The sequence below is a fragment of the Allosphingosinicella sp. genome, assembly GCF_059502505.1.
Genome location: NZ_JCACEU010000019.1, coordinates 205,298 through 226,427 on the forward strand (window position 1 = coordinate 205,298; position 21,130 = coordinate 226,427).

Below are 21,130 nucleotides of genomic sequence, written 5' to 3' on the forward strand. Positions count from 1 at the left end.
CAGCAGGCGGCGTCACGGCCGTATGAGGCGGCCAGAATAACCGGGCGGGAGACAGCCGAGGTGAGCGACGCGGAAACGGCATTGCTGCTGGCGCGGATCCAGTTCGCCTTCACCGTCTCCTTCCACTTCATCTTCCCGGCCTTCTCGATCGGCCTCGCTTCCTATCTGGCGGTGCTGGAAGGGCTGTGGCTGAAGACGGGCAAGGAGGTTTACCTCAACCTCTTCAAATACTGGCTGAAGATCTTCGCCATCGCCTTCGCGATGGGCGTCGTCTCCGGCATCGTCATGTCCTACCAGTTCGGCACCAATTGGTCGGTCTTCTCGGACCGCGCCGGGCCGATCATCGGTCCGCTGATGGCATACGAGGTGCTGACCGCCTTCTTCCTGGAGGCGGGCTTCCTCGGCGTGATGCTGTTCGGGCTGGAGCGGGTCGGCAAGAAGCTCCACTTCCTCGCCACCTGCATGGTGGCAGTCGGGACGGCCATCTCCGCCTTCTGGATCCTCAGCGTGAACAGCTGGATGCACACGCCGGTCGGCTGGGCGCTCAACGATCAGAATCAGTTCGTGCCGGCGGGGAGCTGGCTGACCATCATTTTCAATCCGAGCTTCCCCTATCGCCTCGTCCACACCGTCACTGCCGCCTACCTCACCACGGCCCTGGTGGTCGGCGGGGTAGGGGCCTGGCACCTGCTCAAGGGCCGCGACCTGCCCGGTGTCCGGACGATGTTCTCCATGGCGATGTGGATGGCGGCTTTGGTCGCGCCGGTGCAGATCTTCGTCGGCGATTTGCACGGGCTCAACACGCTCGAGCACCAGCCGCAGAAGGTGATGGCGATGGAGGGCCATTACGAGCCGAGCCCAAACGGCGCCCCGCTGATCCTGTTCGGCCTGCCCGATGACGAGGCGGAGGTGACGCGGTGGAAGGTCGAGGTGCCGAAGCTCGGTTCCTGGATCCTGAAGCACGACGGCGACGCGCCGCTTCCCGGCCTCAAGGATTGGCCGAAGGAGGAGCGCCCGCCGGCCGAGATCGTCTTCTGGTCGTTCCGGATCATGGTCGGCCTCGGATTCCTGATGTTCGCGCTCGGCCTCTGGAGCCTGCTCGCCCGGGTGCGCAGGCGCCTCTACGACTGGTCATTGCTGCATCGCTTCGCCGTGCTGATGGGGCCCGCGGGCTTCGTCGCCGTCATCGCCGGCTGGATCACCACCGAGGTCGGCCGCCAGCCCTATGTCATCTACAATCTTCTCCGCACCGAGGATGCGGTCTCGCCGATCGCCACCCCCGGCGTCACCGGATCGCTGATCGCCTTCGTGATCGTCTATTTCGCGGTCTTCTCGGTCGGCACGCTCTACATCCTGAAGCTGATGGCCCACCCGCCGCACAAGGGCGAGCCCAAGCCCGCCGAAGCCCCGATCCGCACCGCCGGCATCACGCCGTCCCCGGCGATGCGGCGCGGTGCCGCCGACCCGCGGCCGGATGCTACAGAGGAGGCGGAGTGATGGACCTGACCGTCATCTGGGCGTTCCTGATCGCCTTCGCCGTCGCAGCTTATGTGGTGATGGATGGGTTCGATCTCGGCATCGGCATCCTCTTCCCCGGCTTCAAGGTGGGCAAGGAGCGGGACCAGGCGATGAATGCGATCGCGCCGGTCTGGGACGGCAACGAGACCTGGCTGGTGCTCGGCGGCGGCGGTCTGCTCGCCGCTTTTCCGCTGGCCTATGCGATCATCTTGCCGGCGCTCTACGCGCCGCTGACCGCGATGCTGCTCGGCCTCGTCTTCCGCGGCGTCGCTTTCGAGTTCCGCTGGCGTGACGCCGAGCATCGGCGTTGGTGGGACGCAGGTTTCTTCCTCGGCTCGCTGGTGGCGACGTTCGCGCAGGGCGTGACGCTCGGGGCCTTGCTGCAGGGCATCACCATCGAGGGCCGCGCTTATGCCGGCGGCTGGTGGGAATGGCTGTCGCCGTTCAGCCTGATGGCCGGCGCGAGCCTGGTCGTCGGCTACGCCTTGCTCGGCGCCTGCTGGCTGATCTGGAAGACGGAAGGGCAGATCCAAGCCGACGCCCGCCGCTACGCGAAGCCGCTGCTGCCTGCCTTGCTGGTCGCCTTCGGCGCGGTCAGCCTGGCGACGCCGTTTCTGGAGGAGAAATATTACGAGCGCTGGTTCGACTTCCCGGGCCTGCTCGTGACATTGCCCATGCCGATCGTCGTGCTCGCCGTCTCATGGCTGATGTGGCGGAGCCTCAAGCGCGACAATGACGCGCATCCCTTCCTCTACGGCCTGATCCTGTTCGCGCTGGCGATGATCGGCCTCGCCATCTCGATGTGGCCGGACGTCATTCCCGGCCGCCTGTCGATCTGGGACGCGGCCGCGCCCTATACGAGCCAGCTCTTCATGCTGGTCGGCGCGGCGGTGCTGATCCCGCTCATCCTCGCCTACACCGCCTGGTCCTACTGGGTCTTCCGCGGCAAGGTCGGCGAGGAGGGCTATCATTGAGGACGAAGCAGCTCGCCTGGTTCGTCGGGCTCTGGGCGGCGAGCGTCGCCACGATCTCGGCCGTCGCGTACCTGCTCCGCCTCTGGATCCATTGAAAGGTGAAGCGGCGGGCGTCTTTCCGCCCGCCGCTCAAGAAGGTCAGTTGCCGAACAGACCGCCGAGGCCGCCGGGGATCGGCAGACGAACCTTCTTCTTCTTGCCGCGCTGCGGCGCTTCGGCGGTGACGTCCGCCTCGTCGTCGCCGCCGGTCATGTCCGGCATCTCCATGCCGAGCATGTTGCGGTAGGTCGACTTGGTCCTGAGCTTCACCGCCCATTCCGGACGCCATGAGGCCGGCGCCTTGGCGGGACGGGCCGGGTGGCTGAAATTGGCCTCGCTGCCGAAGGCGACGACGCTCAGCATCGCCTGCGGCGCCGCCTTCACGGCCTCGGCGGGAACGGTGCAGCGGTCGGTCGCGGCCGGCAGCAGCATCTTCTGCTGGAGCAGGCGCGCGATTTCCGCCTGCGGCAGATAGTCGCTCATCATGTCGAAGATCTGGCTCTGGCTCGAGGTCCAGACGACGAGATCGCCGCCCTGATTGGAACCGATCGTGCTGGCGAACCAGGCCTGCGCGCCGGCCACGGGCTTCCACACGAGCGGCATCGCACCGGACGGCGCCTCGGCCTGCGAAAGCAGTTGCACCGGCGCCAGAAAGTCCTGGTTCTGGGCAAGGTTGAAGCGGATCTCCGGAGTGTAATTGCCCTTGACGACATGGGCGCCGACCAGCGAGCCGGCGGCGGGCACGCGGGTGCCGCTCTTCTCGTTCGGCCACTCGCCATAGGTGCCGGCCCGGTCGGCCGATGGCGGGGTCATGAACTTCACGTTGGCGGTGCGCATCAGCGACTGCGCCTTGCCGGAAGCGAGGCTGGCCATGTCGATCACCGCCGGCTGACCCGGGCCGGCGCGCTCGCCGCAGCCCCAGTAGATCAGGATGCGGCCCTTCGGGCGCTCCATGTTCGCGGTCCAGTCCTGATTGGTCTGGCCAGTCGGGCGCACGATCTTCGGGCTGACCAGCGGCAGGGTCGGGCCCGCCTGCAAGCCGGTCGGCGGCAGATGCTCCGCCATCGGCTCGCCGGCCGCGCGCTGGGGTGATCCGAGCTGGAGCATCAGGGTGCGTGCGTAAGCTTCCTGCTTGCCGCCGCCGAACATGGCTTTCATCATCGAGGCCGACGGGTTGCCGCCGGTCATGCCCGCGCCGAGGCCGGAACTGGTCTCGGCCGAAAGCCAATATTCGGCTGTGCCGCGCGCTGCCGGCTGCTGGGCCTTGGCGGTGGCGAAGGTCAGGGTGCCGGCGACGGCAACCGCGCAGACCCCCGCGAGCAGGTGTTGGTTGAGCTTCATAAGTCCCCCTTGAGAAAGCAAAACCGGCCGCCTTTCGGCGACCGCTGAGCGGGCGCCTAGAGGTTCGGCAGGGGAAGGGGAGGCTCGTGCGACGGACCCGTCATTCCAGGCGGGGAAGGGGAGGCTCCTGCGACGAGCCCGCCGTTTCAGGCGACGGGCACGACATTGTCGTTGGAATTCCGGTCGATGTAGAAATTGTAGGGGTCGACGCCGGCGTGGGTCGGCTTCTTGTCGGTGACGAAGCGGAAGACCTGCTTGCCGCTCTTCACCGGCTGGCGCTGCATCAGGATGACGTTCTTCTTGTCGAAGGAGCCGCGTCCGGGCTCGGCGGTGAACAGGCCGATCGCGATACGGTCCTGGAGCGGTGCTTCCTTCTCCGCTCCCTTGCCGTCGGCGTAGAATTTCTTCGCCTCTACGGTCACGGTTACGTCCCATTTGCCGTCCTTGCGCTGGACGGCGGTGGGGGCGGTGGTCTTGAGATCGTAGACGGTGATCCGCTCGAACAAGTCGGTGATCAGCGCCTGATCCTCGGGCGTCCTGGCCTCGCGCCGGAACGCCTGGATCGCGTCGACTGAGCGCGGGTAGGGAGCGCCCTTGAACTTGTAGCGGTCGATCACGCTCTTCAGCGCACGATTGACCGCCGCCTCGCCGAGCCGGGCCTGCAGCAGGTACATGACCAGCGAACCCTTCTGATAGTGGATATATTGCTGGTTCTCGACGCGGGCGATCGGCAGTTCCTCGATCACCTCGCCGCCGCGGCTGCGCAGGTATCGGTCCAGCTCGAACTTGAGGAAGCGGCGCATCGCATCCTCGCCGTAGAGCTTCTTCATCACCATCAGCGCCGAATATTGGGCGAAGGTCTCGCTCAGCATCGTGCCGCCCTGCATGTTCGCGCCGATCACCTGGTGTGCCCACCATTGGTGGCCGACCTCATGGGCGGTGATGTAGGTGACGTAATCAATCTCTTCCGGATCGGACGTGTCGGCGACGAAGCCGATCGCCTCCGAATAGGGCATTGTGTTGGCAAAGGCCTGCGCGAAGGTCGCATAGGCAGGGAACTCGATGATCCGCGCCTGATCGAACTGATAGGGGCCGAAGGCGGGCTGATAGTAATCGAGCGCCGTCGCCATCGCGTTCAGCATCCGGTCGACGTTCCAGCGATGCGCCGGATGATAATAGACGGCGAGCTCCACGCCCTTGTGGTTGCGCTTCTTCTCCGCATAGCGCGCCGACTGGATCGAGAAGAAGGTGAGGATCGGCGCGTCGGAGAGGAAGCGCGCCGTGCGGCGGCCGTTCCGGGTCACATCGGACACCTTCTTGCCGGGCGCGATCGGGAGCTGGTCGGCAGAGGTGGAGAGGGTGATGTCGGCAGTGGACCAGCCGCCGCCGAAATAGGGATCCTTGGTGGCCGCTACCTCCTCCAGCTTGGGGAGCCTGAGCTCGGCCGGCAGGTCATATTTGCGGCGCCGCGTGCGATCCTGGAGCATGCCGGTCCGGTCCATGCCGATCAGCGGCGCGAATTCGTAATTGTTGAGGAAGGTGCCGTTCTCGACGAGGTTCGTGTCCTCGCCGGCATTGCGGAAGCCGCGGTTCCAACGCTGCGCCTTGAAGGTGAGGGTGCGCGTCTCGCCCGGCGCCATCGGCTGGTCGAGCCGGTAGATGCGGTAGCCGAACTCCTCGTCGTGGCTGGCGAGCCGGGCGCCCGGGAAGGTCACGTTCTGGATCTTGGTTTCCAGATCGAAGTCGCGAACGTGGACGTTGCGGATCGGCGTGTCGGTCAGATTGCGCAGCAGATATTGGCCGCTCACCTCCGCCCGCCGTTCCTGGGGGTATAGGTCGACGGCCAGCTTCACGTCCGAGATGGTCGGCTGCGGCAAGTCCTCATATTTGAGGAACTTCTTCTCGTAATTGGCCCTGAACAGCTCGCCCTCGTCGCGGGTGCGATATTCGTTGAGCACATTGGTGTTGTAGAAGATCCAGGCGCCGGTCCCGACCAGCACGATGACAGCGAGGCCTGCAATCAGGCCCGGCGTGCCCTTGAGGCGGGCCGGTGCGCGCTGCAGCCGGGGCTTGAGCCGCGTCTCGGTGCCGCGCCGCCAGAGCAGGTGCGCGGCGACCAGCAGCAGCACCGCGAAGGCCGCCCAGTAGAGGCGGAACCACCAGGCGCCGATCCAGAAGCTGCCGGCATTGTTAATGTCGGACAGCGGCACGTTCGGCCCCTGGCCGTAGACATAGAGATTATGCTCGAGCCCGACGCTGCCGGCGATGATCTGGAGCACGATGTAGAGCACCATCACGCCCCAGCCGACATACTTATTGGGGCTGAGGGCCTGCACGAAGACGGCGAGGATCGCGATCAGGATGACCGCGAAGCCGTTCGGCAGCACGTACCAGAGGAAATATTTGCCGAGCTCCAGGTCGGTATAGCCCTTGCCGAGCTGGACCAGGATCGCTGCGGCGACGCTGATCAGCAGGGTGACGAGCAGCACCAGGCTGACCGCCGCGGTCTTGGGAATCACATAGGCCCAGTTGGGGAGCGGCGTCGCATCGACGATCTCGTGCATCTTGCGGTCGCGCTCGCGCCAGACGAGCTCGCCGGCATAATAGATGGCGATGATGATCGGGATGATCGAGAAGGTGCCTTCCAGCACAGGGATGACCGCGCGGGTCACCGGCAAGGTGGGCGTGCCGAACAATTCGCCGGCCAGGGCAAGGCTCGCCACCGAATTGACGAGGCCGAGGGCGATCAGGACGATGAAGGCCGGGCTGCGGAAGACCTGGCGCATCTCGAAGCCGGTGCGCGACCAGAATTGCGCACGCGCCGCCTCGCGGCCGAAGCGAGGGGCGGGAAGGGCCGCGGCCGGCCCTGTATGCTGCTCGGCCGCCTCGGCGGCCGCGAGCGCCGTTTCGGCCTTCTTCTGCTTGCGCGCCTTGCGCTTGGAGATGCCCGGCTCGGCGAAGCGATAGGCGAAGTAGGCGATGGCGAGGAAGCCGATCGAGATCGCGATCCAGAGCAGGCGATTGTAGAGCAGAACCCCGGCGAAATCCGGCAGCATCGTGTTGCGCTCGGCGGCGGTCCAATACCTTGTGATCGAGTTGAAGGCGCGGCCGCCGAACGGCTCGAGGACGCCGATCGTCGCCTCGATCTCCGGCCGCTCGCGCACGCTGCTCAGGAAGACGAAGTACAGGATCAGGAACGCGATGACGCCGATATAGGTCGTCATCATCGACCGGGTGGCGGTCGCCAGCGCGAAGAACAGGGCCGAGGTGATGAGGACGTTCGGCACCGCGAGCAGGAAATAGGTGTAGAGATAGTCGTTGAGCCGGTTCGGCCCGAGCGTCTCCGGGTCGAGCCAGGGCATCAGGGAGCCGAACCAGATCCCCAGCGGAATGGAGAGGAAGCCGAGGCAGGCGATCAGCCAGGCGCCGGTAAAACGGCCCATCAGGTAGTCGAACTTGCTCACTCGCGTGGAGCGGACGATCGGCCCGAAACCGGTATCGTCGTCACGCACCACCACGTTCGCGACGAACGCCGTCGTCACGAACATGTAGAAGAGCGAGAAGATCATCTGCGTCTGGGCGAGCGCGTTCGGGCTGTTCTCGTGGACGTTGCCGCCGCTGCCGATCTGCACCTGGTCGCTGGCGACGAAGCCGAAGGAGAAGAGGAAGAACAGGCCGGCCGCCACCCAGAAGACCGGGTTGCGGAACTGGTAGCGGAACTCGAAAGCCGCGATCTTGCCAAGCATCGTCTCGCTCCTCAGGCCGCGCGGCGCGATTGGGCGAGGGTCGAGAAATAGACGTCCTCCAGGCCACCCTCGACGGCGACGAAGCCGTCGCCGGGATCGTTCTCGGAAAGGATGTGGACCACCGTCCGCCCCGCGAAGAGCCGCGTGGAGATGAGCTCGTAGCGCTCGCGATACTGGTCGAGCTGGCCGCGCTCGATGACCTTCATCCAGATCCGGCCCTTGGTCGACTGGATGAGCTCGAGCGGCGCGCCCTCGATCTGGATGCGGCCGCCCGCCAGCACCGCCATGCGCGGGCAGAGGTCGGAGACGTCCTCGACGATATGGGTCGAGAGGATGACGACGACATTCTCGCCGATCTCGGCGAGGAGGTTGAGGAAGCGGTTGCGCTCCTCGGGGTCGAGGCCGGCGGTCGGCTCGTCCACGATGATCAGCTCGGGATTGCCGATCAAAGCCTGGGCGATGCCGAAGCGCTGCCGCATGCCGCCGGAGAAGCCCGCCAGCGCCTTCTTCCTGACCGACCAGAGATTGACCTGGTGGAGCAGGCCCTCGACCGTCGTCTTGCGATCGGACGCGGAGGCGACGCCCTTCAGCACGGCCATGTGATCGAGCATGTCGTAGGCCGAGACGCGCGGATAGACGCCGAAATCTTGCGGCAGGTAGCCCAACGTGCGCCTGAGCCGCTCGGGCTCCCGGATTACGTCGATGTCGCCGAAGCGGATGCTGCCCTCGGTCGGGGTCTGCAGCGTCGCGACGGTGCGCATCAGGGTCGACTTGCCGGCGCCGTTGGGGCCGAGCAGGCCATACATGCCGCGCGGAATAGAGAGCGTCACATGATCGAGCGCGCGCGTCCCGTTGCCATAGACATGGCTGACATCGTTCAGTTCAAGCATGCGATCCCCACCCCGTCTTCAACTGTATTATCACTATAGGCCACGTGACGGGCGCCAACCTTTCACCTCTTGAAGCTGTTGCCAAGCCCTTGTCGGAAGTTCAGTGCACAGCCTCATGAAAAAGCTGACCTTGCTCGCGGCGCTCGCGCCGCTGCTGATCGCCGCCAAGCCCTTCGAAATCGCCTCGGACGTGAGGCAGGAGAATATCCGCGCCATCATCGAGAAGCTGGTGAGCTTCGGCACCCGCCACACGCTCTCGTCGCAAAGGGATCCTAGGCGCGGCATCGGCGCCTCCCTCAAGTGGACCGAGGACGAGTTCCGCCGCTACTCCCGCGCCTGCGGCGGCTGCCTGACCATCGCCACGCCGTCGGACGTGGTCACCGGCCGCCGGGTGCCCACGCCGACCAAGGTCACCAACGTCCTCGCCATCCAGCGCGGCACCCGCGATCCGAACCGCGTCGTCATCATCTCCGGCCATATCGACAGCCGCGTCACCGACGTGATGGACTTCACCAAGGACGCGCCCGGCGCCAACGACGACGCTTCGGGCACTGCGGCCGCGATCGAGGCGGCGCGCGTCCTCTCGAAGCACAAATTTCCCTACACCATCGTCTATGCTGCGCTGTCGGGCGAGGAGCAGGGCCTGCTCGGCGGCAAGATCCTTGCCGACTACGCCAAGGCGCAGGGGTGGGAGGTGCTCGCCAACCTCAACAACGACATCATCGGCAACAGCTGCGGCTCCGACGGCAAATGCGACGACGCCCATGTCCGCGTCTTCTCGGAAGGACCCCGGTGGCAGGGCAGGGAGGACCTCGCCGCCCGCCAGCGCAGCCTCGGCGGCGAGAATGACGCGCCTTCGCGCAACCTGTCGCGCTTCATGGACGAGCTCGCCGACGATCTCGGTCTCGGCCTCGACGTCCGCCAGATCTGGCGCAACGACCGCTTCGGCCGCGGCGGCGACCATACCGAGCTGCTGAACGCGGGCTATCCCGCCATCCGCCTCACCGTCGCGGTCGAAAATTATAACTGGCAGCACCAGGACCTGCGCGTCGAGAACGGTGTCGAGTTCGGCGACACGATCGACAAGGTCGACTTCCCCTACCTCACCAAAGTGGTGAAGCTGAACGTTGCCGCCCTGGCCGCCCTCGCCAGCGCCCCGCCGCCGCCGGCGCCGACTGCGGAAGGAGCGGTTTCGACCGATACGACGATCACATGGCGGACGGTGCGCGGCGCCGACGCCTATGTCGTGCGCTGGCGCGCCACGGATGCAGCGGACTGGGAGGAGAGCCTCCGGGTCACGCCGGGCGTGAACCTCGTCTCCACCGAAGTGCCGCAGACGAGGCGGAACGCACCGCGGATCTGGGCCGATCACAAGCTGGTCCTGCCGGGTATCCGCGTCGACGACTATGTCTTCGGCGTCTCCTCGGTCTCTGCCGAAGGCTTTGAATCCCCCGTTGCATCCGCATTGCCGGGTGGCGCGTTCGGGCCCTACACGCCTCCGCCGCCAGCACAGTAGGAATGCCGAAGAAGCAGCAACGCACCGGGCTCCCGAGCCGCCAGGAGATACTCGATTTCATCGAGAGCTCCGACACGCCCGCCGGCAAGCGCGAGATCGCCAAGGCGTTCGGCCTCTCCGGTCACGACAAAATCGCGCTGAAGCAACTGCTCCGCGACATGGGTGACGAAGGGCTGATCGACGGCGGCCCCGGCCGCGCCTTCCACAAGCAAGGCGGCGTGCCCAAGGTGACGGTGCTGCGCGTCGTCGACGTGGACGACAGCGGCACCGCCTGGGCGACGCCCGAGCGCTGGGAGAGCGACGCGCCCGAACCGCGCCTCCGCCTCCAGGAGCGCGGCCGCAAGGGCGCGCTCGCCGTCGGCGACCGCGTCCTCGCCCGCACGGAGCAGAAGGGCAACGGCTTCATCGCGCATCCGATGAAGAAGCTCTTGAAGGGCAGCGAGCTCGTCATGGGCGTCGTCCACCAGGAAGGCGAACGCCACTGGCTCCGCCCCGTCGACAAGCGCGAACGGCGCGAGCTTCCCATCTCCGACCTCGGCAAGGCGGAGGTCGGCGATCTCGTCCTCGCCGAGAAGACCGGCCGCCCGCCTCGGCTCAGCGCGCGCGTTGACGCCGTGCTCGGCGACCCGTTCGCCCCGCGCAGCTTCAGCCTGATCGCGATCCACAAGCATGGCATCCCGCATGAATTCTCCGACACAGTGCTCGAGGAGGCGGAGCGGGTCGCCAAGCAGGACCTCGGCAAGCGCGAGGACCTGACTCACATCCCGATCGTCGCCATCGATCCGGCCGACGCGCGCGACCATGACGACGCCGTCTGGGCCGCGCCCGATGACGATGCGGCCAATGCCGGCGGCTGGAAGGCGATTGTCGCCATCGCCGACGTCAGCTTCTACGTCCGCCCCGGCTCCGCCCTCGACAAGGAAGCGAGGAAGCGCGGGAACAGCGTCTATTTCCCCGACCGGGTCGTGCCGATGCTGCCGGAGACGCTCTCCGCCCATGTCTGCTCGTTGGTCGAAGGGGAGGACCGCGCCGCCCTCGTCTGCCACCTCCAGGTCACGAAGGACGGTCAGCTCAAATCGTGGCGCTTCACCCGCGCCCGCGTCCGCATCGCCGCCAACATCGCCTACGAGGACGCCCAGGCCGCGATCGATGCCACGCTTGGCCAGGAGCGGATCGAAGTCTCCTCGCCGACCTGCGCGATGCCGGAGATCGAGCCCACCGAGCCGCCGGTCGATCCCGAAATCGTAGAAACCACGCTCAAACCCCTCTGGGCCTGCTGGGACGCCATGTATCGCGCCCGCGAGAAGCGCGGCCCGCTGGAGCTCGACCTCCCCGAACGCCGCGTGGTGCTCGACGAAAAGGGCCGCATCCTCTCCGTCGCCCCGCGCGAGCGGCTCGACGCGCACAAGCTGATCGAGGATTACATGATCGCCGCCAACGTCGCAGCCGCCAAGGCGCTGGAGGCAAGGAAGGCGCCGGTCATGTATCGCGACCACGAGCCGCCGAGCCGCGAGAAACTGGTCGCCCTGAAGGAATATCTGAAGACCTTCGACGTCGAGTTCGCACTCGGCCAGGTGGTGCGCCCCTCGACCTTCAACCACATCATCGAGCGTGTCGGAGAAGCGGACTTCAAGCCGCAGATCATGGAGCAGATCCTACGCACCCAGACCCAGGCCTATTACGGCCCGGAAAATCACGGCCATTTCGGCCTGTCGCTCGGCTCCTACGCCCATTTCACCAGCCCGATCCGCCGCTACGCCGATCTGGTGGTGCACCGCTCGCTCGTGCGCGCTTACGGCCTCGGCGAGGGCGGCCTCACCGACGGCGAAGCCGAGGCGATGGAAGTGACCGGGGAGCTCATCTCCCAGCTCGAGCGCCGTGCCATGGAGGCGGAGCGCGACACGATCGACCGCTACGTCGCCGCCTATCTGTCGGAGCGCGTCGGCGACCTCGTCGATTGCCGCATCACCGGCGTCCAGCCGTTCGGCTTCTTCGCGACCGTCGTGGGACTGGGCGGCGACGGGCTGGTGCCAGTCTCCACGCTCGGCACCGATTATTTTCGCTATGACGAGGCCAGCCAGACGCTGGTCGGCGATGACAGCGGCGTCGAGTTTGCATCGGGCCAGCGGCTGAAGCTGAGGCTGGTCGAGGCCAATCCGGTCAGCGGCGGCCTCCGCTTCGAGCTTCCCGACGCCTCGGGCGGCGGCGGCGGCCAGCGGCGCACCGTTCGTCGCGACGGACGCAGGGAAGAGGGCAAGCGCCCGCAGGGCAGGCGCGGCCGTCCCGCCAACATCCGCCACCAGGGGCGCAAATAGCCGTAGCCGAGGCGACGAGCGTTCAGTTGATCGTGATCACGCCATCCACCGCCCGCCATTCGGCCGGGCGTATCAGATGCTGGTGGGCGATGCGGACCGAGTGGAGCGCCGCTTCGATCTCGCGCCGCCAATGGTCGAGGAAGCCGTGCAGCACCGGGAAGGTCGGCGCGGTGTCATATTCCTGCCAGATGAAGAGCTGGATGAGCCTGGGATGGTCCGGCATCCAATAGCTGATCTCGGCCGTGGTGAGCCCATAGCCTTTGACCTGCATGAGGAAATCGCGGCTCGGTGCCGCACCGCCTCCTGGATCCTTCATCATCTCGCGACCTTCCCTGCTCCTCCAATGCGCCGGGGCAGTGAAAACTCTGACACGCCCCGGTCGTTCCGCAAAGGTATCGAATCTGGGTTAACCGAAGCGTAACGGCCACAGGCACTTGCCGGGGCAGGCTGGGATCATGCTATCGCTCGCCTGATGCATTTTCTCCTGATCCTCCTGATGCTCGTCCAGCCCACACCGCCGGTGCCAGCGGCCGAGCCGGTCGTCCTGCTGCGCCCGGCGCGCGTGTTCGACGGGACGACCCCGCGCTCGCTCGAAGGCTGGCAGGTGCTGGTCCGCGGGGACCGGATCGAAGCCGCCGGCCCCGCGCTCGCCGCGCCGGCCGGGGCGCGGGCCGTCGACCTTCCCGGCATGACGCTGATGCCGGGCCTCATCGAGGGCCACTCGCACCTCTTCCTGCATCCGTACAATGAGACCAGCTGGGACGATCAGGTGCTGCGCGAGCCTGAGTCCCTCCGCACCGCGCGCGCCGTCACTCATGCCCGCGCGACCTTGATGGCCGGCTTCACCACCGTGCGGGATCTCGGCACCGAGGGCGCCGGATATGCGGATGTCGGCCTCAAGCAGGCGATCGAGCAGGGCATCGTCCCGGGCCCGCGCATGCTGATCGCCACCCGCGCCCTCGTCGCGACCGGCAGCTACGGGCCAAAAGGCTTCGAGCCCGGCGTCGCGGTGCCGCAAGGGGCCGAGGAGGCGGATGGATCCGAACTGGTCGTCGCGGCGCGGCGCCAGATGGGCAAGGGCGCCGATGTGGTGAAGCTATATGGCGATTATCGCTGGCGCCCCGGCGAGGAGAGCCGGCCGACCTATACGCTCGCGGAGCTTCGCGCCGTCGTCGAGGCGGCTCATGCGGCCGGCCGCAAGGTCGCCGTCCATGCCAGCACACCCGAGGGCATGCGCAATGCCATCCAGGCGGGCGCTGATACGATCGAGCATGGCAATGCCGGCACGCCCGAGATATTCCGGCTGATGCGGGAGAGGGGGGTGGCGCTCTGCCCCACGCTGGCGGCGACCGACGCGATCTCGCGCTACCGCGGCTGGAACGGCGCGGAGCCCGCGCCCGCCGCGGTCTTGGAGAAGCGTGTCAGCTTCGCCGCGGCAATGGCGGCGCGGGTGCCGATGTGCATGGGCGGCGACGTCGGCGTCTATGCCCATGGCGACAATGTCCGGGAGATGGAGCTGATGGCCGCTTACGGCATGCGTCCCGTCGACGTGCTGATCGCCGCCACTTCCGGCAACGCCCGCCTGTTCGGCCTGGAGGACAGGCTCGGACGCGTGCGGCCCGGCCTGCTCGCCGATCTGGTGGCGGTGGAAGGCGACCCTGCGAGCGACGTCGCCGCATGGCGTAAGGTCCGGCTGGTGATGAAGGGCGGCGCGATCGTGCGGGAACCCTGAGGGGCTGCGGGTTCAGGTTGTCGTCAACTGCCGGCCGCCGGGGGCCGGCCCGCTAAGGGCGCTTGAGGCCCGACTTCGACCAGCTCGTCACCGAGCAGCCGCCGGTCGAGATCTGGCTGATCGACGAGCAGACCAGCACCGTGTCGCGGTCCGCAGACTTGTGATCGACGATGATGGTGGCCGGCTGCATGCTGCCGGGCTCGGGGAGGAGGATCACCGTTGCTGCCTTGGCGCCGCCGGTCAGTGCGGTGGCGAGCAATGCTGCAGTCAGCAGGTGCTTCAACATCGTTCATCCCCCTTTCTATGCAGCGACGAAGCGCCCCATCGAATGAACCCATTATGAACGCCTGTAAGACTTTGCAAAGCCAAAACTAAAGGGGTGCCACTTTTGTAGCAGAGTCGTGACCTGTTTGCATCGGTCGGACAGGCCGATTCGTTCGGCTTTCAGCCGAAATGAGGTGTATTATTCGACCAAGGCACTTTGTCCGTCTGCAAACCGACAGGCGGAGTCTGCCGGGCGTCTCACCGGGGCGGTACACATGAACTCCTCAAAGCCACAGGAGATACATCATGCGTCTGATCACCGTCACCGGCCTCGCCGCCGCCCTCGCTCTGTCCGCCACGCCTGCCTTCGCGGCGAAGACCAGCGCCAAGGACCAGACCGTCGCCCAGGAGAGCGGCGCCTCGGCTGAGGCCGGCGAGAAGAAGATCTGCAAGCGGCTCGAAAATTCGGGCACGCGCATGAAGAACGACCGCGTCTGCCTGACCAAGGCCGAGTGGAGGAAGGTCGAAGACCAGCGCTAAGCGCTCCCGAGCGGGCTTGGGCTGCGGCTCGCTCCGTCAGGGAGCGGAACGAGCCGCCTGCGCCTGCCGACCTGCAACGATGTTCCCCGACCGCCACGCGGTCGACCTGCCTCCGTTCGAACCTTGGGCGGAGGCAGTTTCTTTTCGGCCTTACTGGATCGGCTGGCCGCTCGCGAGCTGGCGCTTGGTGCGGGCGATCGCCTCCTCGTCGCGCTCGACCTTCAACTGGGCCTCGATCGCCCGGCTGAACTGCGCGGCATATTCCTCGCCCATGATCCGCTCGAACTGGGTGCGCGTGGCCTGGATCAGCCCAGGCTCCGCGGCGGCATTGCCCGGCGTCGCTTCGGCAAGGTGGACGACGAACCAGCCTTGGCCGTTCGGCGCCGGCAGCACCCGCGCCTTACCCTCGGGCAGGCTGAACAGCATCGTCAGCGCCGGCGGCACCGGCTGGCCCGGCTGGGCGATGTCGATCCGGCGGCGGCTGACACGTTCCGGCGCCGGCAGGCGCACGACGGCGCCTGCAAATGCCTGGGCCGCGGGCATGCCGCCGTTGATCTTGGCGACGATGGCGTCGGCGATCGCCCGCGCCCGCTCGTTGGCGCGCTGCTGGACGAGATCGGTCCGCACCTGCTGCGCAATCTGTGCCAGCGGCGGCGGGGCGGCGGCGACCACGCGGGCCAGCGCCACGACCGCGAACCGGTTCGGCGCGAGCGTCTCGACCACCGGATCCTCGTCCGGGCTCATTTGAAAGGCTTCGCGGAGCAGGGGCACCAGTTCGGGCGGGGTCTGCCAATTGGCCGCGCCGGGGTTCTGACCCGTGGCGGTGAGCGGCGGCGTCTCCTGGATCTGCAGCCTCTCGGCCCGGGCCACTTCCTCGAAGCTGGCGCCGTCCGCGAGCGCGTCCTCGATCCGGGTGACGAGGGTCGTCAGCGCGTCCTGCGCCTTCTGCTGCTGGAGCTGGGTCCGGATTTCGTCCTGCACCGCGGCGAGCGGCGTCTCCGCCGTGCGGTTGATCGACTCCACCCTCACCACGTGCCAGCCGAGCGGCGACTGGACCGGCGCCGTCGCCGCGCCCTCGGCGGCGGCGAAAGCGGCATTGGCGACGGAGGCAGAGGTCAGCCGCTGATACTCGGCCTTGTTCTGGTTCTCGAGGCGCGTGTCGGCCTCGCTGAAGCCCGCTTCCCGAGCCGCCGCGGCGAAGCTGGTGCCCTGGCCGAGCTTCGCGGCGAAGGCCCGCGCCGCCGCCTGATCGGGGAGGACGACCTGGTTCAAGGTCCGCGTTTCCTTGGCACCGTAGCGCGCGGCATTGGCGCGGTAGAAGGCCTGGACGTCGGCGTCGGTCGGCTGAGCGGCGCCCGTGACATGCTCCGGACCGAATGCTGCATAGCGGATGACGCGCCGCTCCGGGATCGTGTAGCGGGCCTGGTTCTGCCGGTAGAATGTAGCGACCTCGGCATCGGTCGGCGCCGCGCCTGCTTCGACCGCGGCGGCGGGCACGAGGCCGACGCTGCCGCTTCTCTGTTCGAGCAGCAGCGAGGCATATTGCAGCGCCATCTCCTGCGGCACGACCGGAGCCGCCGCCACCGGCAGCAGGATCTGCCGCTGGATGATCGAGCCGGCAATGTCCTCCCGCAGCTGATCCTCGGTGATACGCTCGCTCTGGAGCATCTGCTGGAACACCTGCTGGTCGAACTGGCCGGCCAGGTTCTGGAAGGCGGGGATGCCGGCGATCTCGCCGTCGATCAGCCGCTTGGATGCCGCAAAGCCCTGGCTTTCGCCGAACGCCAGCATCGCCTTCTGCCCGATCAGCTGACGCACGACCTCCTCATAGGCGCCCTGCTGGAAGAAGGCGGCGAGATCGACCTCGGGCTGCTGCTGGCGCACGCGCTCCAGCTGGCGGTTGACCTGGTCGGCCACCTCGACCGAGCTCACCGCCTGATCGCCGACGCCGACCAGCCGCTCGCCGCCGCCCGCCACTGGCCCCCCGCCGGGGCTGTTCACGCCGGTGATGATGAAGGCGATCATGACGAGGCCGAGTATGGCCAGCACCAGCCAGGACGAGAGACCTTTGCGGAGGAAGGAGATCATTCGGGAAGTCCGTGACTTGAGGGCGGGGCGCCGGGCGCCAGGTTGCGAGCGTCATAGAAAGGCCGCCGCCGCCCGGCAAGCTTGGCGCGGGGCGGCGGCCTTGCTAGGCGCCGCTCCAAGCCAAGGAAGAAGGGTCATGCACGTGCGTCGCAAGCTGGTTGTCGGCAATTGGAAGATGAACGGCAGCCTGGCCCAGCTTTCGGAGCTGAGCGCGATCGCCGCCGCGGCCCGCAAGGCGCAGGGGGCGGACGTCGCCATCTGTCCCCCTTTCACACTGATCGCGCCCGCCCGCGCCCGCGCCGCGGGCCTGCCGATCGGCGGCCAAGATTGTCACGGCAAGGAGAGCGGCGCCCATACCGGCAGCATCTCCGCCGCCATGCTGAAGGAGGTCGGCGCCCGCCTCGTCATCGTCGGCCATAGCGAGCGCCGCGCCGAGCAGGGTGAGAGCGACCAGATCGTCCGCGGCAAGGCCGAGGCCGCGCTCCGCGCCGGGCTCCAGGCGATCGTCTGCGTCGGCGAAAGCGAGGCCGAGCGGGAGAGGGGCGAGGCGCTGAACGTGGTCGGCGCCCAGCTCCAGGGCTCGCTGCCCCAGACCGCGGAAGGGGAGGGCGAACTCGTAATCGCCTATGAGCCCATTTGGGCGATCGGCACCGGCAAGGTCGCCACGCCTGAGGATGTCGCCCAGATGCACGCCGCGATCCGCACCGAGCTCAACCAGCTGCTCGGCCATCGCGGCGCCACCGTTCGCATCCTCTACGGCGGCTCGGTCAAGGCTGACAATGCCGCCGCCTTGTTCGCAGTCGAGGATGTCGACGGCGCCCTCGTCGGCGGCGCCAGCCTCACTGCCGCCGATTTCGTCCCGATCATCGAAGCCGCCGCGCGCGGTTGAACCCCCTCCCTTTCAAGGGAGGGGCTGGGGGTGGATGCGAGCGCAACGCGCGAGCGACAGCGGTTGAACCCGCGCCAGCCTTGCCCTAGATCGCACCCAATCACGTCATCCCGGCGGAAGCCGGGATCTCAGGCCGGAAGAGGCTCAGCCCTGCCCACTGAGATCCCGGCTTCCGCCGGGATGACGATCAAAGAAAGATCGTCATGTTCACCTTCCTCCTGATCGTCCAGACCCTCGTCGCGGCCGCGCTCGTCACCGTGATCCTGATGCAGCGCTCCGAAGGCGGCGGCCTCGGCGTCGGCGGCTCGACGTCGGGCCTGATGACCGCCCGCGGCGCGGCCGACTTCCTGACCCGCGCCACCGCGATCCTCGCCACCCTGTTCGTGGTCCTGTCGATCGCGCTCGCCGGCCTCGCCGCCGTCGACCGCGCGCCGACGACGATCGACCCGAGCCTCGCCCGCCGCCCGGCGCCGACCACCCCGATCGGCCAGCCAGCCCCGGTCCCGGGCGCCGTCAACACCGGCCAGGTCCCGCTCGCCGACGATCCGCTCGCCGGCGCCGCCGCGACCGCGATCAACCAGAGCGCGCCGCAGGACCAGATCCGTCCGACGCCGACCCCGGCGCCCGCCGGCAACACCGCTCAGTAATTCCACCTTTCCGGGCGGAAGGGGCTTGCCCTATCCGCTTGGCCGGTCTTAAGCCTCGACTCCCATGGCGCGGTTCATTTTCATCACCGGCGGCGTGGTGTCTTCGCTCGGAAAAGGCCTTATGGCAGCGTCGCTTGCGGCGCTGCTGCAGGCGCGCGGCTACACCGTTCGCATCCGCAAGTTCGACCCCTATCTGAACGTCGATCCGGGCACGATGTCGCCCTATCAGCATGGCGAGGTCTACGTCACCGACGACGGCGCCGAGACCGATCTCGACCTGGGGCATTACGAGCGCTTCACCGGCGTCCCCGCCCGCCAGAGCGACAACATCACCACCGGCCGCATCTACCGCGACATCATCGCCAAGGAGCGCCGCGGCGACTATCTCGGCGCCACCGTCCAGGTGATCCCGCACGTCACCAACGAGATCAAGGCCTTCGCCCGCGCCGAGACCGACGGCTGCGACTTCATCATCTGCGAGATCGGCGGCACCGTCGGTGACATCGAGAGCCTCCCCTTCATCGAGGCGATCCGCCAGCTCCGCAACGACCTCAGGAACGAGGATCCGGGCACCAACCGCTCGGTCAGCATCCACACCACCCTCATCCCCTACATCGCCGCGGCGGGCGAGCTGAAGACCAAGCCGACCCAGCACAGCGTCCGCGACCTCACCAGCCTTGGCATCCAGCCCGACGTCCTCCTCTGCCGCGTCGACCGCCCGCTCCCCGACGGCGAGCGCGCCAAGATCGCCCAATTCTGCAACGTCCGGAAGGAAGCGGTCATCCCCGCTCTGGACGCGAAGAGCATCTATTCGGTCCCGCTCCAATATCACCGCGAGGGACTCGACGCCGAGGTGCTGCGCGCCTTCGGCATCATGGACGCGCCGGCGCCCGACGTCTCCCGCTGGAACGACATCATGGACCGCCTCGACCATTTCGAGGGCGAGGTGACGATCGGCGTCGTCGGCAAATATGTCGGCCTGCCGGACGCGTACAAGAGCCTCACCGAGGCGCTGATCCACGGCGGCCTCGCCAACCGCGTCAAGGTCCGCATCAACTGGCTCGACGCGGAGCTGTTCAGCGAGAACGGCAGCGACGTCGCGCCGATGCTGGAGCCGGTGCACGGCATCCTCGTCCCCGGCGGCTTCGGCGAGCGCGGCAGCGAGGGCAAGATCGCGTCCGTCACCTTCGCCCGCGAGCGCGGCGTGCCCTTTTTCGGCATCTGCCTCGGCATGCAGATGGCCTGCATCGAGGCGGCCCGCAGCGTCGGCCTCGAAAAAGCGAGCACCACCGAATTCGGCCACACCGACGAGCCCGTCGTCGGCCTTATCACCGAATGGATGAGCCCTGAGGGCTTGCTCCAGAGACGGGATGCCGCAGGCGACCTTGGCGGCACCATGCGCCTCGGCGCCTATGAGGCGAAGCTTACCGGCAACAGCCACGTCGCGTCGATCTACGGCGACACCAGCATCAGCGAACGCCACCGTCACCGCTACGAGGTCAACGCCCATTACAAGGAACCGCTGGAAAAGAGCGGCCTCCTCTTCACCGGCATGAGCCCCGACGGGGCCCTCCCCGAAATTGTCGAGCGCCCCGACCATCCCTGGTTCGTGGGGGTGCAGTTCCACCCGGAACTGAAGTCAAAGCCATTCGACCCGCATCCGCTTTTCGCGAGCTTTATCGAAGCGGCGGTGAAGCAGAGTCGGTTGGTCTAAGATCCTCCCGGTGTCGGGCACGCGGAGCTTCGGATCACCTCGCTCGCAGAAGCGGCATCAATGCTTCGTCTTGCACATTCTGTTCTGCTTTCATGGTAGCGAACTCCACGCCCTGCACGGCTTCATCAAGAGGGCGCGCAAAGCGTCCGTCGATCTGCGGGGCCGTCTGGTAGGTGGTCGGGAGCGCCGTGTAGAACTCATAGGTGAAGGACGTACCGGTCCACGGGGTATAAGCGGCAAGTTCGTCGCGTTATTGAGATTGCCTTTCATTCGACGTCCTCCCCAAGAAGATGCTTCAGGAAGCCGCGGGAGAGCCGCGCTACGTCGCGGTGCACATCCCAATATGGCTTACCCGTCACAGGATCGGTGACCGCGTCCTCGGCAATCATGCTTCGTGCATCGCTTCCCGCGACGATCACGCTGGGCCGGTCGATGAAGGCCTCGTATGCTTTGCTGCCTCTGGTGGCGGTGAGTGTCACCCGATAGCCTTCGGGGCGTTCACCTAGCGAGATCCGCTGGCGAACGAGCATATCGTTCAGGCGGTCCGGGCAGTCCGCACGATCAACGCCAATATGGCCGGCCTCAAGGATTCTGAAGTCGCCGGGATATTTGCCGATCTGGCCCACTGCCTCCTGGGTCCTCAATTCGCGGTCCAAATTCGAACTGGTGATGCCGTTCAGCGCGACGATACGTTCCGGTGAGAGCCGTTCGCCCGACGCTTCGACGATTGGCTTCACTGCAGGATCGAGTGTGGTGATCACGCAAAAACCTGTTGCCGCTCTCACCTCCAGACGGTCGGCCCGCACGACCCGCAGCGCCTCGCCCGCTCCTGCCCCGGGGCGAACGGATCGATCAGGGATTGGCTGTGCGACCGCACATGCAGTCGTCACATGCAAGGCCAGGATTGCCATTATCCG

At 67.0% G+C, this 21,130-nt stretch carries 17 protein-coding genes; 10 read left to right on the forward strand and 7 right to left on the reverse strand.

Going from position 1 to position 21,130, the window contains the following annotated elements; genetic code table 11:
• Nucleotides 1–60: 60 nt before the first annotated feature.
• From AC5JBD_RS13460 to AC5JBD_RS13470, 3 genes are read left to right on the forward strand one after another with little or no spacing between them, the layout of a single operon-like run.
• Nucleotides 61–1,497 carry a cytochrome ubiquinol oxidase subunit I gene (locus AC5JBD_RS13460; RefSeq protein WP_495722328.1) on the forward strand — a complete coding sequence of 479 codons (1,437 nt, stop codon included), beginning with the start codon at nucleotides 61–63 and terminating at the stop codon, nucleotides 1,495–1,497.
• Nucleotides 1,497–2,492 carry a cytochrome d ubiquinol oxidase subunit II gene (gene cydB, locus AC5JBD_RS13465; protein ID WP_495722329.1) on the forward strand — a complete coding sequence of 332 codons (996 nt, stop codon included), beginning with the start codon at nucleotides 1,497–1,499 and terminating at the stop codon, nucleotides 2,490–2,492. The genes AC5JBD_RS13460 and cydB overlap by 1 nt, the downstream gene beginning before the upstream one ends.
• Nucleotides 2,489–2,587 (forward strand): DUF2474 family protein, encoded by a 99-nt coding sequence (locus tag AC5JBD_RS13470; protein ID WP_495722330.1) that lies wholly within the window; start codon nucleotides 2,489–2,491, stop codon nucleotides 2,585–2,587. Before cydB ends, AC5JBD_RS13470 begins: the two co-directional genes overlap by 4 nt.
• Before the next feature lie 43 nt (nucleotides 2,588–2,630).
• Here the strand turns inward: AC5JBD_RS13470 and AC5JBD_RS13475 are convergent, their stop codons facing one another.
• The 3 genes from AC5JBD_RS13475 to AC5JBD_RS13485 all read right to left on the reverse strand — a co-directional run bounded on the left by AC5JBD_RS13475 (nucleotide 2,631) and on the right by AC5JBD_RS13485 (nucleotide 8,508).
• On the reverse strand, nucleotides 2,631–3,872 hold the full coding sequence (locus AC5JBD_RS13475) for a hypothetical protein (protein WP_495722331.1): 1,242 nt from the start codon (nucleotides 3,870–3,872) through the stop codon (nucleotides 2,631–2,633).
• Between the two features lie 146 nt (nucleotides 3,873–4,018).
• Nucleotides 4,019–7,618 carry an ABC transporter permease/M1 family aminopeptidase gene (locus tag AC5JBD_RS13480; RefSeq protein WP_495722332.1) on the reverse strand — a complete coding sequence of 1,200 codons (3,600 nt, stop codon included), beginning with the start codon at nucleotides 7,616–7,618 and terminating at the stop codon, nucleotides 4,019–4,021.
• 11 nt (nucleotides 7,619–7,629) lie between these two features.
• Nucleotides 7,630–8,508, reverse strand: a complete 879-nt coding sequence (locus tag AC5JBD_RS13485) for an ABC transporter ATP-binding protein (RefSeq protein WP_495722333.1) — start codon at nucleotides 8,506–8,508, stop codon at nucleotides 7,630–7,632.
• 115 nt (nucleotides 8,509–8,623) lie between these two features.
• On the opposite strand from AC5JBD_RS13485, the gene AC5JBD_RS13490 reads away from it, so the two are divergent.
• Together AC5JBD_RS13490 and AC5JBD_RS13495 are read left to right on the forward strand one after the other, a co-directional pair.
• Nucleotides 8,624–10,024: a M28 family peptidase gene (locus AC5JBD_RS13490; RefSeq protein WP_495722334.1), complete on the forward strand. Its 1,401-nt coding sequence runs from the start codon at nucleotides 8,624–8,626 to the stop codon at nucleotides 10,022–10,024.
• Nucleotides 10,025–10,026: 2 nt separating this feature from the next.
• Nucleotides 10,027–12,339, forward strand: a complete 2,313-nt coding sequence (locus tag AC5JBD_RS13495) for a ribonuclease R family protein (protein ID WP_495722335.1) — start codon at nucleotides 10,027–10,029, stop codon at nucleotides 12,337–12,339.
• Nucleotides 12,340–12,361: 22 nt separating this feature from the next.
• On the opposite strand, the gene AC5JBD_RS13500 is transcribed toward AC5JBD_RS13495, so the two are convergent.
• Nucleotides 12,362–12,655 (reverse strand): usg protein, encoded by a 294-nt coding sequence (locus AC5JBD_RS13500; RefSeq protein WP_495722336.1) that lies wholly within the window; start codon nucleotides 12,653–12,655, stop codon nucleotides 12,362–12,364.
• A 156-nt stretch (nucleotides 12,656–12,811) separates the two neighbouring features.
• On the opposite strand from AC5JBD_RS13500, the gene AC5JBD_RS13505 reads away from it, so the two are divergent.
• Nucleotides 12,812–14,071 carry a metal-dependent hydrolase family protein gene (locus tag AC5JBD_RS13505; protein WP_495722337.1) on the forward strand — a complete coding sequence of 420 codons (1,260 nt, stop codon included), beginning with the start codon at nucleotides 12,812–12,814 and terminating at the stop codon, nucleotides 14,069–14,071.
• Nucleotides 14,072–14,123: 52 nt separating this feature from the next.
• On the opposite strand, the gene AC5JBD_RS13510 is transcribed toward AC5JBD_RS13505, so the two are convergent.
• Complete coding sequence (locus tag AC5JBD_RS13510) at nucleotides 14,124–14,357, reverse strand: hypothetical protein (protein WP_495722338.1); 234 nt, start codon at nucleotides 14,355–14,357, stop codon at nucleotides 14,124–14,126.
• 284 nt (nucleotides 14,358–14,641) lie between these two features.
• On the opposite strand from AC5JBD_RS13510, the gene AC5JBD_RS13515 reads away from it, so the two are divergent.
• Entirely contained in the window at nucleotides 14,642–14,875 is a 234-nt protein-coding gene (locus tag AC5JBD_RS13515; protein WP_495722339.1) for a hypothetical protein, read from the forward strand.
• Between the two features lie 150 nt (nucleotides 14,876–15,025).
• Here AC5JBD_RS13515 and AC5JBD_RS13520 read toward each other — a convergent pair whose 3' ends face one another.
• Entirely contained in the window at nucleotides 15,026–16,963 is a 1,938-nt protein-coding gene (locus tag AC5JBD_RS13520) for a peptidylprolyl isomerase (protein WP_495722340.1), read from the reverse strand.
• Between the two features lie 136 nt (nucleotides 16,964–17,099).
• Here AC5JBD_RS13520 and tpiA point away from each other — a divergent pair, with 136 nt between their 5' ends.
• From tpiA to pyrG, 3 genes are all read left to right on the forward strand, one after another.
• Nucleotides 17,100–17,852, forward strand: a complete 753-nt coding sequence (gene tpiA / locus AC5JBD_RS13525; RefSeq protein WP_495722341.1) for a triose-phosphate isomerase — start codon at nucleotides 17,100–17,102, stop codon at nucleotides 17,850–17,852.
• Nucleotides 17,853–18,055: 203 nt separating this feature from the next.
• Entirely contained in the window at nucleotides 18,056–18,499 is a 444-nt protein-coding gene (gene secG, locus AC5JBD_RS13530) for a preprotein translocase subunit SecG (RefSeq protein ID WP_495722342.1), read from the forward strand.
• 64 nt (nucleotides 18,500–18,563) lie between these two features.
• The gene (gene pyrG / locus AC5JBD_RS13535; protein WP_495722343.1) at nucleotides 18,564–20,213 is read left to right on the forward strand and encodes a CTP synthase; all 1,650 of its coding nucleotides are present in this window, start codon (nucleotides 18,564–18,566) and stop codon (nucleotides 20,211–20,213) included.
• Nucleotides 20,214–20,479: 266 nt separating this feature from the next.
• On the opposite strand, the gene AC5JBD_RS13540 is transcribed toward pyrG, so the two are convergent.
• A complete protein-coding gene (locus AC5JBD_RS13540) occupies nucleotides 20,480–21,124 on the reverse strand; it encodes a hypothetical protein (RefSeq protein WP_495722344.1) in 645 nt (214 codons plus the stop codon).
• Between the last annotated feature and the right edge of the window lie 6 nt (nucleotides 21,125–21,130).

What these genes read in the sequence shown, in the direction of transcription:
- cydB (WP_495722329.1), top strand. Translation starts at nt 1,497, where the DNA reads ATGGACCTGACCGTCATCTGGGCGTTCCTGATCGCCTTCGCCGTCGCA.
- AC5JBD_RS13475 (WP_495722331.1), bottom strand. Translation starts at nt 3,872, where the DNA reads ATGAAGCTCAACCAACACCTGCTCGCGGGGGTCTGCGCGGTTGCCGTC.
- AC5JBD_RS13480 (WP_495722332.1), bottom strand. Translation starts at nt 7,618, where the DNA reads ATGCTTGGCAAGATCGCGGCTTTCGAGTTCCGCTACCAGTTCCGCAAC.
- AC5JBD_RS13485 (WP_495722333.1), bottom strand. Translation starts at nt 8,508, where the DNA reads ATGCTTGAACTGAACGATGTCAGCCATGTCTATGGCAACGGGACGCGC.
- AC5JBD_RS13490 (WP_495722334.1), top strand. Translation starts at nt 8,624, where the DNA reads ATGAAAAAGCTGACCTTGCTCGCGGCGCTCGCGCCGCTGCTGATCGCC.
- AC5JBD_RS13495 (WP_495722335.1), top strand. Translation starts at nt 10,027, where the DNA reads ATGCCGAAGAAGCAGCAACGCACCGGGCTCCCGAGCCGCCAGGAGATA.
- AC5JBD_RS13500 (WP_495722336.1), bottom strand. Translation starts at nt 12,655, where the DNA reads ATGAAGGATCCAGGAGGCGGTGCGGCACCGAGCCGCGATTTCCTCATG.
- AC5JBD_RS13505 (WP_495722337.1), top strand. Translation starts at nt 12,812, where the DNA reads ATGCATTTTCTCCTGATCCTCCTGATGCTCGTCCAGCCCACACCGCCG.
- AC5JBD_RS13510 (WP_495722338.1), bottom strand. Translation starts at nt 14,357, where the DNA reads ATGTTGAAGCACCTGCTGACTGCAGCATTGCTCGCCACCGCACTGACC.
- AC5JBD_RS13515 (WP_495722339.1), top strand. Translation starts at nt 14,642, where the DNA reads ATGCGTCTGATCACCGTCACCGGCCTCGCCGCCGCCCTCGCTCTGTCC.
- AC5JBD_RS13520 (WP_495722340.1), bottom strand. Translation starts at nt 16,963, where the DNA reads ATGATCTCCTTCCTCCGCAAAGGTCTCTCGTCCTGGCTGGTGCTGGCC.
- tpiA (WP_495722341.1), top strand. Translation starts at nt 17,100, where the DNA reads ATGCACGTGCGTCGCAAGCTGGTTGTCGGCAATTGGAAGATGAACGGC.
- secG (WP_495722342.1), top strand. Translation starts at nt 18,056, where the DNA reads ATGTTCACCTTCCTCCTGATCGTCCAGACCCTCGTCGCGGCCGCGCTC.
- pyrG (WP_495722343.1), top strand. Translation starts at nt 18,564, where the DNA reads ATGGCGCGGTTCATTTTCATCACCGGCGGCGTGGTGTCTTCGCTCGGA.
- AC5JBD_RS13540 (WP_495722344.1), bottom strand. Translation starts at nt 21,124, where the DNA reads ATGGCAATCCTGGCCTTGCATGTGACGACTGCATGTGCGGTCGCACAG.